General features: G+C 67.5%; 18 protein-coding genes. 13 read left to right on the top strand and 5 right to left on the bottom strand.

What is annotated here, in order from left to right; genetic code table 11:
* The first annotated feature begins 25 nt into the window (after nt 1–25).
* Genes AB0F51_RS29580 through AB0F51_RS29565 form a run of 4 tightly spaced genes read left to right on the top strand, consistent with a single transcriptional unit; the run spans nt 26 to nt 3,987 of the window.
* Nucleotides 26–1,093, top strand: coding sequence for a class I SAM-dependent methyltransferase (locus AB0F51_RS29580; protein WP_360285161.1), 1,068 nt, complete (start codon nt 26–28; stop codon nt 1,091–1,093).
* Nucleotides 1,094–1,133: 40 nt separating this feature from the next.
* Complete coding sequence (locus AB0F51_RS29575; RefSeq protein WP_360285160.1) at nt 1,134–3,224, top strand: alpha/beta fold hydrolase; 2,091 nt, start codon at nt 1,134–1,136, stop codon at nt 3,222–3,224.
* Nucleotides 3,225–3,263: 39 nt separating this feature from the next.
* Nucleotides 3,264–3,581, top strand: a complete 318-nt coding sequence (locus AB0F51_RS29570; RefSeq protein WP_360285159.1) for a metalloregulator ArsR/SmtB family transcription factor — start codon at nt 3,264–3,266, stop codon at nt 3,579–3,581.
* Nucleotides 3,571–3,987: an SRPBCC domain-containing protein gene (locus AB0F51_RS29565; protein WP_360285157.1), complete on the top strand. Its 417-nt coding sequence runs from the start codon at nt 3,571–3,573 to the stop codon at nt 3,985–3,987. The genes AB0F51_RS29570 and AB0F51_RS29565 overlap by 11 nt, the downstream gene beginning before the upstream one ends.
* 49 nt (nt 3,988–4,036) lie before the next feature.
* Here the strand turns inward: AB0F51_RS29565 and AB0F51_RS29560 are convergent, their stop codons facing one another.
* The gene (locus AB0F51_RS29560) at nt 4,037–4,216 is read right to left on the bottom strand and encodes a DUF5302 domain-containing protein (RefSeq protein ID WP_360285156.1); all 180 of its coding nucleotides are present in this window, start codon (nt 4,214–4,216) and stop codon (nt 4,037–4,039) included.
* Between the two features lie 180 nt (nt 4,217–4,396).
* Here AB0F51_RS29560 and AB0F51_RS29555 point away from each other — a divergent pair, with 180 nt between their 5' ends.
* From AB0F51_RS29555 to AB0F51_RS29545, 3 genes are all read left to right on the top strand, one after another.
* Nucleotides 4,397–5,047 (top strand): LysE family translocator, encoded by a 651-nt coding sequence (locus AB0F51_RS29555; RefSeq protein ID WP_360285154.1) that lies wholly within the window; start codon nt 4,397–4,399, stop codon nt 5,045–5,047.
* Nucleotides 5,048–5,295: 248 nt separating this feature from the next.
* Nucleotides 5,296–5,532 carry a hypothetical protein gene (locus AB0F51_RS29550; protein ID WP_360285153.1) on the top strand — a complete coding sequence of 79 codons (237 nt, stop codon included), beginning with the start codon at nt 5,296–5,298 and terminating at the stop codon, nt 5,530–5,532.
* The gene (locus tag AB0F51_RS29545) at nt 5,529–5,921 is read left to right on the top strand and encodes a type II toxin-antitoxin system VapC family toxin (RefSeq protein ID WP_360285151.1); all 393 of its coding nucleotides are present in this window, start codon (nt 5,529–5,531) and stop codon (nt 5,919–5,921) included. Before AB0F51_RS29550 ends, AB0F51_RS29545 begins: the two co-directional genes overlap by 4 nt.
* Before the next feature lie 33 nt (nt 5,922–5,954).
* On the opposite strand, the gene AB0F51_RS29540 is transcribed toward AB0F51_RS29545, so the two are convergent.
* The 3 genes from AB0F51_RS29540 to ychF all read right to left on the bottom strand — a co-directional run bounded on the left by AB0F51_RS29540 (nt 5,955) and on the right by ychF (nt 9,270).
* The gene (locus AB0F51_RS29540; RefSeq protein WP_360285150.1) at nt 5,955–6,683 is read right to left on the bottom strand and encodes a class I SAM-dependent methyltransferase; all 729 of its coding nucleotides are present in this window, start codon (nt 6,681–6,683) and stop codon (nt 5,955–5,957) included.
* Nucleotides 6,684–6,737: 54 nt separating this feature from the next.
* On the bottom strand, nt 6,738–8,054 hold the full coding sequence (locus AB0F51_RS29535; protein ID WP_360285148.1) for a replication-associated recombination protein A: 1,317 nt from the start codon (nt 8,052–8,054) through the stop codon (nt 6,738–6,740).
* A gap of 139 nt (nt 8,055–8,193) precedes the next feature.
* Nucleotides 8,194–9,270: a redox-regulated ATPase YchF gene (gene ychF / locus AB0F51_RS29530; RefSeq protein ID WP_360285147.1), complete on the bottom strand. Its 1,077-nt coding sequence runs from the start codon at nt 9,268–9,270 to the stop codon at nt 8,194–8,196.
* Between the two features lie 234 nt (nt 9,271–9,504).
* Here ychF and AB0F51_RS29525 point away from each other — a divergent pair, with 234 nt between their 5' ends.
* From AB0F51_RS29525 to AB0F51_RS29515, 3 genes are read left to right on the top strand one after another with little or no spacing between them, the layout of a single operon-like run.
* The gene (locus AB0F51_RS29525; protein ID WP_360285146.1) at nt 9,505–10,296 is read left to right on the top strand and encodes a polysaccharide deacetylase family protein; all 792 of its coding nucleotides are present in this window, start codon (nt 9,505–9,507) and stop codon (nt 10,294–10,296) included.
* Between the two features lie 45 nt (nt 10,297–10,341).
* On the top strand, nt 10,342–11,763 hold the full coding sequence (locus AB0F51_RS29520) for an MFS transporter (RefSeq protein WP_360285144.1): 1,422 nt from the start codon (nt 10,342–10,344) through the stop codon (nt 11,761–11,763).
* A gap of 46 nt (nt 11,764–11,809) precedes the next feature.
* Nucleotides 11,810–13,057: a DNA recombination protein RmuC gene (locus tag AB0F51_RS29515; protein ID WP_360285142.1), complete on the top strand. Its 1,248-nt coding sequence runs from the start codon at nt 11,810–11,812 to the stop codon at nt 13,055–13,057.
* Between the two features lie 6 nt (nt 13,058–13,063).
* On the opposite strand, the gene AB0F51_RS29510 is transcribed toward AB0F51_RS29515, so the two are convergent.
* Nucleotides 13,064–14,143, bottom strand: a complete 1,080-nt coding sequence (locus AB0F51_RS29510; RefSeq protein WP_360285141.1) for an enolase C-terminal domain-like protein — start codon at nt 14,141–14,143, stop codon at nt 13,064–13,066.
* A 224-nt stretch (nt 14,144–14,367) separates the two neighbouring features.
* Between AB0F51_RS29510 and AB0F51_RS29505 the strand changes: the two genes are divergently transcribed.
* Genes AB0F51_RS29505 through AB0F51_RS29495 form a run of 3 tightly spaced genes read left to right on the top strand, consistent with a single transcriptional unit; the run spans nt 14,368 to nt 16,380 of the window.
* Complete coding sequence (locus AB0F51_RS29505; protein WP_360285140.1) at nt 14,368–15,558, top strand: glycoside hydrolase family 64 protein; 1,191 nt, start codon at nt 14,368–14,370, stop codon at nt 15,556–15,558.
* Between the two features lie 43 nt (nt 15,559–15,601).
* Nucleotides 15,602–15,937, top strand: coding sequence for a metalloregulator ArsR/SmtB family transcription factor (locus tag AB0F51_RS29500; RefSeq protein ID WP_360285138.1), 336 nt, complete (start codon nt 15,602–15,604; stop codon nt 15,935–15,937).
* Entirely contained in the window at nt 15,934–16,380 is a 447-nt protein-coding gene (locus AB0F51_RS29495; RefSeq protein ID WP_360285137.1) for an SRPBCC domain-containing protein, read from the top strand. Before AB0F51_RS29500 ends, AB0F51_RS29495 begins: the two co-directional genes overlap by 4 nt.
* The last annotated feature ends 2 nt before the right edge of the window (nt 16,381–16,382 follow it).

Here is a 16,382-nt window from a genome sequence, read left to right as displayed (position 1 = left end):
GTACAGATCCAGGGAGGGAACTGACATGACCACAGTTGCGATCGACATGGACAAACTGATGGCGTTCGTGGGGCAGGCCGTGGGCGAGGTGGGGGCGACGCTGAACGCGGCGCTGGTCGTCATGGGCGACCGCCTCGGCTACTACCGCGCACTGGCCGACGCAGGTGCGACCACACCCGCTGAGCTGGCCGAGCGCACGAACACCAGCGAGCACTACGCACGCGAATGGCTCAACGCACAGGCCGCCGGTGGCTTCGTCGAGTACGACCCGGCCACCGGCAAGTACCTGCTGCCGCCGGAGCAGGCAGTAGCGCTGACGGACGAGAGCAGCCCGGCATTCCTGCCCGGCTTCTTCCAGATTGCTCTCGGCACCGTGCAGCACACCACCCAGACCATCGAGGCGGCCAGGAGTGGCGCGGGCATCGGCTGGCACGAGCACAACTCCGACGTGCACCTCGGCTGCGAGCGCTTCTTCCGCCCGGGCTACAACGCGAACCTGGTGGCCGGCTGGCTGCCTGCCCTCGACGGCGTCGTCCAGAAGCTGGAGACGGGTGCCAGCGTGGCCGACATCGGTTGCGGGCACGGCGCCTCGACCATCCTGATGGCCCAGGCCTTCCCGCGCTCCACCTTCCACGGTTCCGACTACCACGCGGAGTCGATCGAGACCGCCCGGTTGCGAGCTGCCGAGGCCGGCGTCGCGGATCGCGTGACGTTCGAGGTCGCGGCAGCTACGCAGTACGGCGGAACCAGGTACGACCTGGTGACCACCTTCGACGCGCTGCACGACATGGGCGACCCCGTCGGCGCCGCCAAGCATGTCCGGGAGTCGCTGGCGCCCGACGGCACCTGGATGGTCGTCGAGCCGATGGCAGGCGACCGTGTCGAGGACAACCTCAACCCGGTCGGCCGCGCGTACTACGGCTTCTCCACACTGCTCTGTACTCCGGCCTCGCTGTCGCAGGACGTCGGCCTGGCACTGGGCACTCAAGCCGGTCCGGCCCGGATCCGCGACGTCACCACGGCCGCCGGCTTCACCCGGTTCCGTACTGCGGCCGAGACCCCCTTCAACCTGGTCTTCGAGGTCCGGCCCTGAGACAGTGCCCACAGGGGGCAGTAGGAGCTGAGGGGGCGAGATGAAGGAGCGACCAGCTCGACCGGCTGACCAGGAGGGGGCGGTCGAGCGGGACGGCGTGACGATCGCGTACCAGGTCTGGGACGGTCCCGCCGGCAAGACAGTACCCACGGTTGTCCTACTGCCGACCTGGTCGATCGTGCCGTCGCGGGTGTGGAAGGCACAGGTGCCCTACCTGGCCAGGCACTTCCGGGTGATCACCTTCGACGGCAGAGGCGCTGGTGCTTCCAGCAAGCCGAGTGGTGCCGCGGCGTACGCGGATCAGGAGTACGTCGCGGACACCCTCGCAGTACTGGATGCAGCCGGTGCTCAGCAGTGCGTGCTCGTCGGGTTCTCGCGAGGCTGCCCGTGGGCTCTGCAGCTGGCAGCAGCGCAACCTGAACGAGTACTGGGCGTTGTCTGTGTCGGTGTGGCAGCAGGGCTCGTGCCGGACCTGGAGGAACGCACCCGCTGGACCTGGAACGAGCGGTACGAAAGCAACGAGGGCTGGGCGAAGTACAACCGCCACTACTGGCTGGAAGGCGGCTACGAGGACTTCGTCCGGTTCTTCTTCGGGCAACTGTTCAACGAGCCGCACTCCAGCAAGCAGACCGAGGACTGCATCCGGTGGAGCTTGCAGACCACCCCCGAGGTGCTGGTGGACACCGAGGAGGCCCGGCAGGACCGTACGCCGGGTGCGCCCGACGTGACGTGCCCGGTGCTGGTGGTGCAGGGCGACAAGGACGCCATCCGGCCTTATGCCGAAGGGGTTCGGCTCGCTGAGCTGACCGGCGGTTCGCTCGTCACGATCGCGGGTGGCGGCCACGCGCCGCACGCCCGCGATCCGGTGGCGTTCAACCGGCTCCTGAAGGACTTCGTCGACCAGGTCGCGCCACAGCCGGTACGGCGTACCTGGGTGCGGGCGATGAACCGGCCGCGACGGGCGCTCTACCTGTCGTCCCCGATCGGTCTCGGGCACGCCCGGCGCGACCTCGCGATCGCCCAGGAACTGCGCCGGCGGCGGCCGGAGCTGCAACTCGACTGGCTCGCGCAGCATCCCGTCACCCGGGTGCTCGAGGATGCCGGCGAGACGGTGCACCCGGCGTCGGCGTACCTGATCAACGAGTCGGCGCATGTGGAGTTCGAGGCAGAGGAGCACGACCTGCACGCGTTCCAGGCGATCCGCCGGATGGACGAGATCCTGGTCGCGAACTTCCTCACCTTCGCCGACGTGGTGGACGGCCGGCACTACGACCTGGTGATCGGCGACGAGGCGTGGGAGGTCGACTACTTCCTGCACGAGAACCCGGAGCTCAAACGCTTCTCCTATGCGTGGCTGACCGACTTCGTCGGCTGGCTCCCGATGCCCGACGGCGGCGCGGCGGAGGCTCACCTGACCGCCGACTACAACACCGAGATGCTGAACCACCGGGCCCGCTACCCGCGCCTGCGCGACCACTCGCTCTTCGTCGGCGACCCGGAAGACATCATCACCGCGACCTTCGGCCCCGGCCTGCCATCGATCCGCGACTGGACTACGGCGAACTACACCTTCACCGGCTACATCACGGGCTTCCCGCCAGCTCTTGAGCAGCCTCGGCGTCGGAGTGATCGGTTGTTGTGTGTGGTGACCGTCGGCGGATCAGGAGTCGGCTCTGCTCTGCTGCGGCGAGTCCTCGATGCAGTGCCGTTGGCTCGCCGACTGGTACCGGAGCTGGAGTTCGTGTTCGTCACCGGGCCACGGCTCGACCCGGGCGAGCTGCCCGCCGTCGAAGGGGTGACTGTGCACGGCTACCTGCCGGATCTGCCGCAGCACCTGGCGGTGGCCGATCTGGCCATCACCCAGGGTGGCTTGACTACGTGCATGGAGCTGACGGCACATCGGGTGCCGTTCATCTACGTGCCGCTTCAGCACCACTTCGAGCAGGAGTTCCACGTCCGCACGCGCCTCGACCGCTACAACGCCGGCCACCATCTGAGCTACGCCGAAGCTTCCGATCCGCAGGTGCTGGCCGAGGCGATCGCCAAGCGGCTGACCCAACCGGTCGACTACCTCCCGGTCGCCACCGACGGCGCCGCGCGAGCAGCCGACCTGCTCGACCAGCTCCTCTGACCGCTTGACAAACACTTCACCAATTGGTGAAGTGTTTTCATGCCTCTGGCCACCACCTTCGCCGCGCTCGCGGATCCGACGCGACTGGCGATTGTGCAGCAGTTGAGCCGGGGCGAGGCGACGATGGGTGAGCTGGCGGCGCCGCATCGCCTCACGGCACCGGCGATGACCAAGCATGTCGGCGTTCTCGTCGACGCCGGGGTGGTGCGCCGTCACAAACGCGGGCGCACCGTCGTCTGCACGCTGCAACCCGCCGCGCTGAACGAAGTACAGGGCTGGCTGGGTGACCTCACGACGTACTGGAACACCACGGTCGATCGGCTGGAAGAACTCCTCGGGAGCGAAGATGAGCACTGACATCCGGATCGAACGGGTGCTGAAGGCAACGATCGACCGCGTGTACGCCGCGTGGACCGAGCCCGGGCTGCTGACCCGCTGGTACTGCCCCAACCCGTCGCTCGACCTCCAGGTCGAAGCCGACGTCCGGGTCGGCGGCGAGTACGTCGTCACGATGGGCCCGTACGTCGTCCGCGGCCGCTACACCGTGGTCGACGCGCCGAAGCTTCTCGAGTTCACCTGGCAGTGGGATCACGAAGGTGAGCCTTCTCAGGTCCGGGTCGAGCTGACCGAGGTTGCCGACGGTACCCGGATGCTGCTCCGCCACACGGGTCTGAGCAGCCCTGAGGATGCCGGCGGTCACCTGGAGGGCTGGGAGCTCCAGCTCAGCCGGCTGACCGAGCTCGTCGTACCCGGGAAAAGCTAGAGCCCCGGGCGGTAACCCGGGGCTCGGTACGGATGGTTGGCGGCGGAAATCAGCTGCCGGACTTGCGCCGGAACTGGCGCTTCTGCTTGTCGTTGTGCGCCTCGCCGACACCCTCGTGCCGCGGCCCGCTACCCGGGTGCGACTCGTGGGTCTGGTTCTTCTTGGCGAGTGCCTCGCGGAACTTCTTCTGCAGATCGTCCTTGGCCGGCTTGCTGGGCGTCTCGCTCATACCGTCTCCTTCAAACCGTCAGGCATTCCAGGCTCTAGCTAACCAATTGTGACTGCTCTCCCGCCAGCGATTATCAGCGGGGGCCCTTCCACTCGTCTCAGCGGAGGAAAATCCCTGCGCCGGCGGACGCGGCGACTGTTAGTTTCACTGCGGCAGCAACGACGGCGGAGGGACAGTTCGATGGTGGTCAGCACTGAGGCACTGATCGGGATCGCGCTCATCGAGCTCGGCCTGGTCGTCATTCCCGGGCCGAACATGATCTATCTCGTCTCGCGCTCCGTCACCCAGGGTCGCCGCGCCGGGCTCACCTCGCTGGCCGGCGTCGGCGTCGGGTTCCTCGTCTACCTGCTCGCCGCGACCGCCGGCCTGGCGACCCTGTTCGCGCTGGTCCCGCAGATCTACGTGGTGCTGAAACTGGCCGGCGCGGCGTACCTGCTCTGGCTCGCCTGGGGCGCACTCCGGCCCGGCGGCAGCTCCGCCTTCACCCCGAACGCGCTCGAACCCGACCGCCCGCGCAAGCTCTTCGGGATGGGTCTGCTGACCTGCCTGCTCAACCCGAAGATCGCGATTCTGTACATCTCGCTGCTGCCCCAGTTCGTCGACCCGTCCCGCGGCCACGTCGCCGCCCAGAGCCTGATCCTCGGCCTCACCCAACTCGCCGTCGGCGTCTTGGTGAACGCGATCTTCGTCATCACCGCCGGCTCGGTGGCAATCTTCTTCAGCCGCAAACCACTGTGGGCCCGCGTCCACCGCTACCTGACGGGCACCGCGCTGGCCGCCTTCGCTGTGAAGCTCGCCACAGACCGCACCACCCCCGCCGCCGCTCCGTAACCCACCCCACACGCTCCGCCGCGGAAACCCTTTACCTACAGGCTTTCCGCCCATTCACCCCCACCGGCCGTTTGGCCCACCGACATATCTTTAAGCAGGCCAAGGTGCCGGTGACCCCCATCCCCTGCCCGGCACCTTGGCCGTACCAGGTACTACGCACCGTTCTCTCGCCACCTGGTAACCCCCTCCATCCCCACCGCACCCCGTGCTCGCTTGTTGTGTAAGACATTGTGTCTTACAGTGAAGGTATGGCTGACACCATCACGATCCGCAGCGATGCGGAGACCGAGCACGCCCTGGACGTTCTGACCCATGACGGCAGCTCCCGCTCGGCGGCCATCCGCCAAGCAGTACTGGAAGCCGCACTGCGTAAGGAGCGCTCCGCGGCGCTGCGTCGCGCCGTACTGCGGATGCCTCTCGGCGAACCGGACGGCGTCGATATCGCCGCTGAGATGGTCCGCGAGCGCGAAGACGACCGCCGATGATCTATCTCGACTCGGCCGCGATCGTGAAACTCGTCCACGCCGAGTCCGAAACACAGGCGTTGCGCGACTGGCTCGACGAGCGGGTGGAGACCGGCTGGACGAGTTCGGTTCTGGCCGAGATCGAGTCATCGCGGGCGCTGGCACGCCACGCCCCAGAAGCCGTCACCCGACTTCACTTGGTCCTCGACCTGATCGAGTTGGTTGACCTGGACGCCGGCATTCGCATACTCGCCCAGACCGTGAAGCCGCCGACCGTCCGGAGCCTGGACGCCATTCACCTGGCAACGGCTCTCCGCATCCGAGCCCAACTCACTTCATTTGTCACCTACGACAAACGCCTGGCGGACGCCGCCCAGGCCGCCGGCCTGACCGTCGACATGCCTGCCTGAGACAACCCTCCGCCACGGCATCTCTTGCCAGAGCTACGGCCGCCAGCTGGTGACGAAGACGAACTCGAGGTTGGGGCGGTCGGGGGCGTCTCGTACTTCGTCGATCGTGAAGCCGGCCTGGGTCAGTGATTTCTCGAGTTCGGGCTTCGTGCGGAAGCGCAGGGTGGATTGTGAAGTCAGGGTGGCGCCGTCTTCGGCGAAGACGTAGGTGGACTGGAACGTCACCAGAGGCAGCTGGACCTCGAGCAGTTCGGTCCAGTTCTCCACCACGCCGACACCTGGTACGTCGATCCGTTGGTAGGTGTCCTGACGGTTCCATCCCAGCCACGCCTGTTGCGCCGGATCCCTTGTCTCAAAGACGAAACGCCCACCCGGAGCAAGCGCACGCCGTACTGCGGCCAGCGTCGCGGCCCAGTCGTCATCCTCGACGAACACCTGCGCCACGTTGCCCGTCATCACCGCGAGGTCAACCTGCAACGGCGGCAACGCGCCCGCATCCCCATGAACCCAGCGAACCCGCTCAGCCCCCGCCTTCCCCCGAGCCACCTCCAGCGAAGCCAACGCCGGGTCGACCCCCACCACGTCAACCCCACGCTCGGCGAGCATCAGAGCGAAGGACCCCGTCCCACATCCCACATCCAGCACCCTGGACGCACCGAACTCCCCCACCATCGCCAGATAGACCTCGAGATCGGGCCGCTCCGGCTCCAACGGGTCATAGACAGCCACCAACCGAGGTACAGAAAACAAGGCGTCAGGCATGCCCACGACCCTAGGCCCGACGGCTTCGGGCGATCCATCGATTTCCTGGCCGCCTCACTCGGTGGCTTGGGAGCGGGCGCGCAACGCGGCCCACTGGCGCAGGCGCTCGGTGATCTGGGCTTCGTAGCCGTTCCGGGTGGGCTTGTAGTACGCCTCGCGGTCCATGTCGTCCGGGAAGTAGTCGGCGCCGGAGAAGCCCTCAGCGGTGTCCGGGTCGTACTGGTACTCCTTGCCGTAGCCAAGCTCTTTCATCAGCCGCGTCGGAGCGTTGAGGATATGGGCAGGCGGCATGAGTGAGCCCGTGCGGTGGGCGGATCGCTGCGCCGCACTGAAGCCCCGGTAGACAGCGATGGACTTGGGAGCGGTCGCCAGGTACACGACGGCCTGCGCGATCGCCAGTTCTCCCTCGGGAGAGCCGAGTCGCTCGTACACGTCCCAGGCGGCGAGTGCCTGCTGTACTGCGTGCGGGTCGGCCATGCCGATGTCCTCACTGGCGAACCGGACGATGCGCCGGGCCACGAAGAGGGGATCCTCACCGCCGTCGAGCATCCGGGCGAGCCAGTACAGGGCCGCGTCCGGATCGGAGCCGCGCATCGACTTGTGCAGCGCGGAAATCAGGTTGTAGTGGCCCTCCTGCGACTTGTCGTACAGCGGGGCCCGTTGCTGGACGTGCCGGGCGAGCGCGGTCGTGTCCAGCGGCTGCTCAGTGACGGGCAGGGCCTGGAGTTGCTCGATCATGTTGAGCAGATAGCGGCCGTCGCCGTCCGACATCGCGATCAGGGCCTGGCGGGCAGCGGCGTCGAGTGGCAACGGACGACCGGTGAGTTCCTCCGCGCGGCTGATGAGCGTGGACAGGGCCGTCTCGTCGAGGCGTTTGAGGACGAAGACCTGGGTGCGGGAGAGCAGAGCGCCGTTGAGTTCGAAACTCGGGTTCTCCGTCGTGGCGCCGACCAGAACCACCGTGCCGTCCTCGACGTACGGCAGGAAGCTGTCCTGCTGGGCACGGTTGAAGCGATGGATCTCGTCGACGAACAGCAGGGTGCCCTGTCCGACGGTGCGCCTCTTCTGGGCGGAGGCGAACACCTTACGCAGGTCGGCCACCCCGGAGAAGGTCGCCGAGACGGGCTCGAAGACGAGGTTGCTCTGCTCGGCAAGCAGACGAGCGATGGTCGTCTTGCCGACCCCGGGCGGCCCCCACAGGATCGAAGAGACCAGCCGCTGCTGGGCCACCATCCGGCCAAGCGGGGCGTCGGAGGCAAGAAGGTGTTCCTGCCCGACCACCTGATCCAGCCGGGTCGGCCGCATCCGGTCAGCCAGCGGCCGTGCGGGTTCGTCATCGAAGAGCGGCAGCGCTGCTTCAGTCGGTTCCATCGGTCTCTCGGCTCGGTATGGGATGGCCGCGCCGCTCGAGTCGCGGCGCCGGCTCCCATCATGTCCCGCACCACCGACAATCTGACTGAAGCCGTACAAGCGGGACTCGACTACGACGCCCCCACCGGCCCCGCAGGGTTCAGACGTTGAAGCGGAATTCCACGACGTCGCCGTCGGACATGATGTAGTCCTTGCCTTCCATGCGGACCTTGCCGGCGGCTTTGGCGGCGGCCATGGAGCCGGCTTCCATCAGGTCGTCGAAGGAGACGATTTCGGCCTTGATGAAGCCGCGCTGGAAGTCGGTGTGGATAACGCCGGCGGCTTCGGGGGCGGTGGCGCCCTTCTTGATGGTCCAGGCTCGGGATTCCTTCGGGCCTGCGGTCAGGTACGTCTGGAGGCCGAGGGTTTCGAAGCCGACCCGGGCCAGAACGTCCAGACCCGGCTCCTCGACGCCCATTTCGGCGAGCATCTCGCGGGCTTCGTCCTCGTCGCCGAGCTCGACCAGCTCGGCCTCGAACTTGGCGTCCAGGAAGATCGCCTCGGCCGGGGCGACCAGGTCGCGCATCTGCTGCTTGAGCGACTCGTCGGCCAGCTCGTCGGCGTCGCAGTTGAAGACGAACAGGTACGGCTTGGCCGTCATCAGCATGAGTTCGCGGATCGCGTCCCGGTCGACGTCGGTGGCGATGATCGGCGTACCGGCCTCGAGGTGCTTCTGCGCGACGCGGACGGCTTCCAGGGTGACCCCGGCCTCCTTCTTGAGGCGGGTCTCCTTCTCCAGCCGCGGGATCGCCTTCTCGACGGTCTGCAGGTCGGCCAGGATCAGCTCGGTCTGGATGGTGGAGATGTCGTCGGCGGGCGAGACCTTGCCGTCGACGTGCGTGACGTCGTCGTCGCGGAACACCCGGGTGACCTGGCAGATCGCGTCCGACTCACGGATGTGGCTGAGGAACTTGTTGCCCAGCCCCTCCCCCTCCGACGCGCCGCGGACGATGCCGGCGATGTCGACGAACTGCACGGTGGCCGGCAGCTGCTTGGCCGATCCGAACAGTTCGGCGAGCTTGCCCAGCCGGGCGTCCGGTACGCCGACCACCCCGACGTTGGGCTCGATCGTGGCGAACGGGTAGTTCGCCGCGAGCACGTTGTTCTTGGTCAGCGCGTTGAAGAGCGTGGACTTGCCCGCGTTGGGGAGCCCGACGATTCCGATGGAGAGTGCCACGGGCGACAAGACTACGCGGCCCGGCCCGGCCGACCTAAATAGTCGGCGCATCCACCCCGTCACACACCGTGGTCACCCGTACGCCGGTCCGCCGGCCACCACGGCAAGGTCACTGAGATGTGGTCGCAACACAGCGGCGCCAACCAGCGCGACGGGCAGGGCGTCTCCTCTTGTGAAAGCTCCTTGAGGGGGAGCGTCTCTGGGGAACATCCGCCTGATCCACAAGGGAGCATCATGTCCCGCAAGCTTGCCGCCTTCGTCGCGACCGGGGTCGCGGCCGCGCTGGTCGTCGGTTCACTCATCGCCCTGGCACTGGGACACACGACACCGCCCGAACCGGCCGTCTCGTCCCAGCCGCACACCACGCCATCGCAGCCGCCGCCCGCTCCGCCGGCCTCGACCCCGCCAACGACCCCGCCCACGGGCAAGCCGGAATCCGGTACGCCGGGCGTCCCGGCCGGCAACCCGACCGCAGCCGCGGCGGCGGGCAACAAGAAGGTCATCTTCTTCAGTTTCGACGACGGTCCCGATCCGGTCTGGACCCCGAAGATCCTGCAGGTGCTGGCCAAGTACGGCGCGCACGCCACCTTCTTCCAGCTGGGCTCGATGCAGGCGGCGCACCCCGGACTGCGTGAGCAGATCCTTGCCGCAGGCAACACCATCGGCAGCCACTCGATCTCGCACCCGCAACTGACCGCGATCTCGGCGGCCAGACGCCACCACGAGATCTTCGACGGCCCGCGGTCGAAGTGCTTCCGTCCGCCGTACGGCGCGTCGAACCCGAAGGTGCGGGCCGACATCAAGGCGGCCGGCATGGTCCAGGTGCTCTGGGACGTCGACCCTCGCGACTGGGCCCGTCCCGGTACGCAGGCGATCGTCAACAACATCCTCACGCACGCGCATCGCCGCAACATCGTCCTCATGCACGACGGCGGCGGCGACCGCAGCCAGACCGTCGCGGCTCTGGACAAGGCACTGCGCCTGCTGAAGGCCCAGGGCTACACCTTCCCCGCGATGGACTGCTGACCCGGGCTTGAGTTCAAGAGCCCTTGAAGTTCTACGGTCGGGCGCATGGAGACGACGACACAGACCGGTACCTGGCGCGAACTGCTCGGCCGCACCTACGCCCCCGTGGCGGTGGTGCTCGCCGGCGGCGTACTGATGGAAGCCAGCAACGTCTACCTCACCACCAGCCTGCTGCCGACGATCGTCGGCGACATCGGCGGCGCCGGCTTCTACGCCTGGACGATGACCGCCTTCCTGGTCGCTTCGGTGATCAGCTCGATGCTGGTCAGCCGGATCCTCACCACCCGTGGCTCACTGGTCGCCTACCTTCTCGCGTTCGGAGTGTTCGGCGCAGGCTCGCTGATAGCGGCCGCCAGCCCGGGGATCGGCGTCTTCCTGGCGGGCCGTGCCGTGCAAGGGTTCGGTGGAGGTCTCCTTGCCGGCCTTGGTTATGCACTCATCCAGCGAGCACTGCCTGAGCGGCTGTGGGCCAAAGGCGCGGCTCTCGTGTCGGCAATGTGGGGAGTCGGCAACCTGGTCGGTCCGGCCGCTGGAGGCGCGTTCGGCGAGGTCGGGATGTGGCGGCCGGCCTTCGGCATCCTGGTCGCGCTGGCCGCGGTACTGATGATCGTCGTCGTGCGGGTGATCCCGCGGACCGAGCGCTCGGCGTCGAGTTCCGCAGTACCGGGGGTCTCGCTGGTTTTGCTGACTGCTGCTGTTGCGATGGTCAGCATCGCGAGCATCGTGCCGGCAGGTTTGGCCACCGGTCTGGCGTTGGTCGTCGGGCTCGGGTTGGGTGCGGCGTTTGTTGCGCATGAGCGGACCGCCAAGGCAGCAGTTCTTCCGCGGGTCACCTTCGCCCGGGGCACTGCGCTGAAGTGGGTCTACCTGACCGTCGGGGTCCTTGCCTTTGGCATCGGTACCGAAGCATTCATCCCGCTGTTCGGTCAGGAGTTGGGCGGACTGTCGCCGTTGCTGGCCGGGTTCCTCGGTGCCGCACTGTCACTGGGCTGGTCGCTGAGCCAGACGGTCAGCGCGAGCGCCAACCAGCCGGGCGTCGTACGACGGTTGCTCGTCGGCGGTCCCGCCTTGCTGGCGATCGGCCTGGCGGCGTACTCCGCTCTGCAACAGCACACCCCGCCCGCGGTCGTGGTGACTTTGTGGTTCGTCACTCTGTTCGCGGCCGGCGCCGGGATCGGCATCGCCTTCCCGCACCTCGCGGTCGCCGCCTTCAGCAGCGTCGCGGACGAGGAGGAGGCAGCCAAGGCTTCGGCAGGTATCAACACGGTCTTCCTGATGGCAAGCGCCTTCAGCGCGGCGCTGGCCGGAGTACTGGTCAAGCTTGGCGAGCCTTCCGTGATCGACTCCGCCCACTTGCTGCTCTGGGTCTTTGCCGCGGCAGCCCTGCTGGGGACCATCCCGGCATGGCGTATCACGCGCTCCCGGGCCGTCCGCGAGGCCGGCGAAAAGCAGGAACTCGTGCTCTGACAACGGACAGTTCGAGGCCGCCTGGCTTGTCGGCGAGAAATTGTCGGTGCCGTCTGCAACTGTCGGTGACATGACCGGTACTGCGGTTCTGCTGCTCCTCGTGTTCTTGCTGGTCGGGCTTGGGCTCGGCTGGGTCTTCGGCCTGCTCTGGTCACGGGGGCGCGACGGTGCCGAGCTCGCCCGGATCACCGCCGAGCGGGACGCGGCGGAAGACCGGGTGGTGGAGCTCACGCAGGAGCGGACCACAGTCGGGCAGCAGATGTCGGGCCAGGCGGTCGTCAAGGAGTCGCTCGACCGATTGCATGCCCAGCTCAACCAGTTGGAGAAGGGGCGCGCCGCCTGGCAGAGCCAGTTGCACCAGCAGGTGAACGAAGTACGGATGAGTGGCGAGGCGTTGCGGCGCGAGACCGCGTCGCTGTCGACCGCGTTGCGCAAACCGCAGGTGCGCGGGCGATGGGGTGAGCTGCACCTTCGGCGTACGGTCGAGCTGGCCGGGATGGTCGCGCACTGCGACTTCACCGAGCAGACGACGACCACGTCCGTCGACGGAATGCTGCGCCCTGACATGGTGGTGAGACTTGCCGAGGGCAAGAACCTGGTCGTCGACTCGAAGGTGCCGCTGGCCGCGTTCCTGGAGGCGGCCGAGAGCGACGACGCTGACTTCCGCGAGGAGCGGTTGCGGGCGCACGCGCGCCACCTGCGCACCCACGTCGACCAACTCTCCGCCAAGGCGTACTGGTCGAGGCTGCCGTCGACACCGGAGTTCGTCATCCTCTTCGTGCCCGGGGAGTCGTTCCTGTCCGCGGCGCTCGACGTGGAGCCAAGCCTGCTCGAGTACGCCGCCGAACGCCGCGTCATCCTGGCGACGCCGACGACCCTGATCGCGACGCTGCGCGCGGCCGCGTACGCCTGGAACCAGTCGGCGCTGACCGAGTCGGCCCAGCAGGTCTTCGAGCTCGGCCGCGAACTCTACGAACGCCTCAGCACGATGGGCGAACACCTCAGCCGCGTCGGCCGCTCACTCACCTCTGCCGTCGACGCCTACAACAGCACCGTCGGCTCGTTCGAGCGCCGTGTCTTCACCTCGGCCCGCAAACTCCGCGATCTCCACGTCACCGAAGCCGAGCTCACCGCGATGGAATCCATCGAGGCTTCTACCCGTCCGCTCACCGCGCCCGAGTTCCTAGCCGTAGAAGACTCCGTCGACACCCACCGCTGGCTCCCCGGCCCCACCGTCGACAAGACCCGCCGTGAGCCACCGCCGCTTCCAGGCTTCGACACAGAGGCCGGGTGAGGCGCGTCAGACATCAAGCAGAAGTCCGAAGCCAGGTCGGTCGGGGACAGTGAGTTCGCCGTCCTGCCAGAGGTACGCACTCGTGTCGACGCCGAGCGTCTCGCCGGGCACGCCCTCCACGGTGTCCACGGAGCCCAGGCCGGCGGCGAGTTGGGCGGCGTACAGGGTCTTGAGTGGGAGGCCCCAGGCGTGGGGTGACGCGCGGACGCCGAGTTGCTCGACAGTCGGCATTACCGAGCGCCAACTGGTCAAGCCGAACGAGACCACATCCATCAGCAGGACGTCGAGGTCTCCACGGCGCGCGATCTCCAGCAGCAACTTCAGATCGGGGTTGCTCTCGCCCTCGGCGATCAGCGTCGCCGATCCGGTCTCCCGGAGATAGCCGCGCAGCCGGGCGAGATCGGCGGGGTCGTCGAGGAACGGCTCCTCGACCCAGTAGAGCTCGCAGTCGTCAACCGCCCGTAGATACTCGAGGAAGCCGGCACAGTCATAACCGTCGTTGGCGTCCACCAGCAGGCGATGGTCGGGATAGGCCGCCCGCACGGCCCGCGTCACCTCGATGTCCCGCGCATCACCGGCCGCGCGTTCCATCCACCGGTTGCCACGGCCGATCTTCAGCTTGAACGCCCGATACCCGGCCGCATCATCGGCAGCACAATCAGCCAGTACTGCGGACAGCCCGCCCGGCTGCTCCTCCGGATCGAGATCGGCGAAGTAGATCGCCCCGTCGTACGCCGGCACCGTCGTACGTCCTCGCCCGCCGAGGAGCGCGTAAACCGGTAGATCCTCGATCTGCCCCACCAGGTCGTGCAGCGCGAAGTCCAGCCCGCGCAGCGACTCGTCACGCACCCCGGCAGCAGGATCGATCAACTCCTCCACCGACCGCCCGACCACCTCTTCGGCCGCAACCGGGCCGGCCACAAGTCCCCACCCGACCTTGCCGGTATCGGTGCGCAGGACAACGATCTCGTCCGCTCCCCCGCCGCCATGGCTGCCGAGCCGCGCGTTCCGTCCGACCACCCGCGGATACCGCGTCCGCACGCTCGCCAGTTCGACACTCCGCACAAAATGTTGCCCAAGGCTCATGAACCGGAGCATTGACCGTCACGCGGCTCCAGAAACCCGCCCACCGGTACCTGTCTGCTCCGATGACAGCAGGTCGGCATATCAAGCGTCGGAAAGCCGCCACCCACCGGAGGTTGACAAGGGGAAAGAGCGACTCAAGTATGAGAGCGCTCTCACTCATCCGGCGATCCACCGTCCCTCGCCGGATGACGCCTTCTCACCTGGGACAAACCTGAGGAGGAGTTGTGCGCATCAAAACCAAGTTGCTGGCGGTTCTTGCCGCCGCGAGTACCGTCGCCGCCGGACTGGTGGCGACCGTCTCGGCCCCCGCCCAAGCCGTACCGTCGACCATCCCGCTGAAGATCTCCAACAGTTCCGGCCGGGGCGACGCCGTCTACATCTACAACCTCGGCACCAATCTGCAGACCGGCCAGCAGGGCTGGGCCGACGCGAACGGCACCTTCCACGCCTGGCCCGCCGGCGGAAACCCGCCCACCCCGGCACCCGACGCGTCGATCGCCGGACCCGCCAACGGCCAGTCCATCACCATCCGGATGCCGAAGTTCTCCGGCCGGGTGTACTTCTCCTACGGCCAGAAGCTGGTCTTCAAACTGACCACGGGCGGCCTGGTGCAGCCCGCGGTCCGGAACCCGAGCGACCCCAACCGCAACATCTTGTTCAACTGGACCGAGTACACGCTGAACGACTCCGGCCTGTGGATCAACAGCACCCAGGTCGACATGTTCTCGGCCCCGTACGCCGTCGGCGTCCAACTCGCGAACGGCAGCACGAAGAACACCGGCCACCTCAAGCCAGGCGGCTACACCAACTTCTTCAACGCCCTCCGCGGTCAGCCGGGCGGCTGGGCGAACCTGATCCAGACAGCACCCAACGGGACCATCCTGCGCGCTCTCGCCCCGACGTACGGGGTCGAGACGGGCGCGCTGCCGGCCTCGATCATGGACGACTACGTCAACCGGGTCTGGTCGAAGTACAGCTCGCAGACGCTCACCGTCACCCCGTTCGGCGACCAGCCGAACACCAAGTACTACGGGCGCGTCTCGGGCAACGTCATGAACTTCACCAACACCTCCGGTGCGGCCGTCACCTCGTTCCAGAAGCCCAACTCGGCCAGCATCTTCGGTTGCGCGGGCCTGCTCGACGCCCCGAACGACCTGGTCCGCGGCCCGATCTCGCGCACCCTGTGCGCCGGCTTCAACCGGTCCACGCTGCTGACCAACCCGAACCAGCCCGACGCGAACAACGCGTGCTTCTACCTCGACAACGTCACCAACCACTACTCGCGCAAGATCCACGCGCAGATGGTCGACGGCAAGGCCTACGGCTTCGCCTTCGACGACGTCGGCCACCACGAGTCCCTCGTCCACGACGGCAACCCGCAACAGGCCTACATCACCCTCGACCCCTTCAACTGACCACCTCTTGACAGGTTCGATGGTAAGTGGCAACTTACCGTTCGTGGGCACTTACCAAGCGGGCGCCGTCCTCGACGCCCTCGGCGATCCGACCCGGCGCACGATCCTGGAGACCCTGCGCCGGGGCGGACCGAGCTCGGTGGCCGGGCTGGCCGAACGCGTCCCGGTCAGCCGCCCGGCGATCTCCCAGCACCTGAAGGTGCTGGGACGGGCCGGGCTGGTCGACCACGAGACGCAGGGCACCCGGAACATCTACCGGATCGACCGCGGCGGCCTGGACGAGGTACGGGACTGGCTCGACCAGTTCTGGGGCGACGCGCTGGACGCCTTCGCTGAGCACGTCGAGCGCGTCGGCACGAACCAGGAGGAGCAGCAATGAGCATCGCGCCACTGATCAAACGACTGGTCGTGCCGGTCGGCCCGGAGCGCGCCTTCGAGTTGTTCACCGCCGAGATCGGCGCCTGGTGGCCGCTGGCCACGCACTCGGTCGGCCACGCCAAGGCGACCGACGTCAAACTCGAGGGCGCGGTCGGCGGCCGCATCGTCGAGTACGGCGAAGACGGCCCGCTCGGCTACTGGGGCACGATCTCGGACTGGGACCCGCCCAAGAGCCTGTCCTTCACCTGGCACCCGGGCACCGACCCGAAGCAGGCCGGCAGCATCAAGGTCAGCTTCATCCCGCTCGACGACGGCACCGAGGTCGAACTGATCCACACCGGCTGGGAACGCCGCCCCGACGGCGAGGAGGCCCGCACCTCCTACGACACCGGCTGGACCTACACCCTCGACCGCTACCTGGACTACTCCCAGAACCCCGGGTAGAT

Origin of the sequence: Kribbella sp. NPDC023855 (assembly GCF_040639475.1) — a bacterium.
Classification (GTDB): domain Bacteria; phylum Actinomycetota; class Actinomycetes; order Propionibacteriales; family Kribbellaceae; genus Kribbella.
The sequence above is the reverse complement of the archived record's forward strand: the minus strand, read 5'-3'. Positions and strand labels throughout refer to the sequence as shown.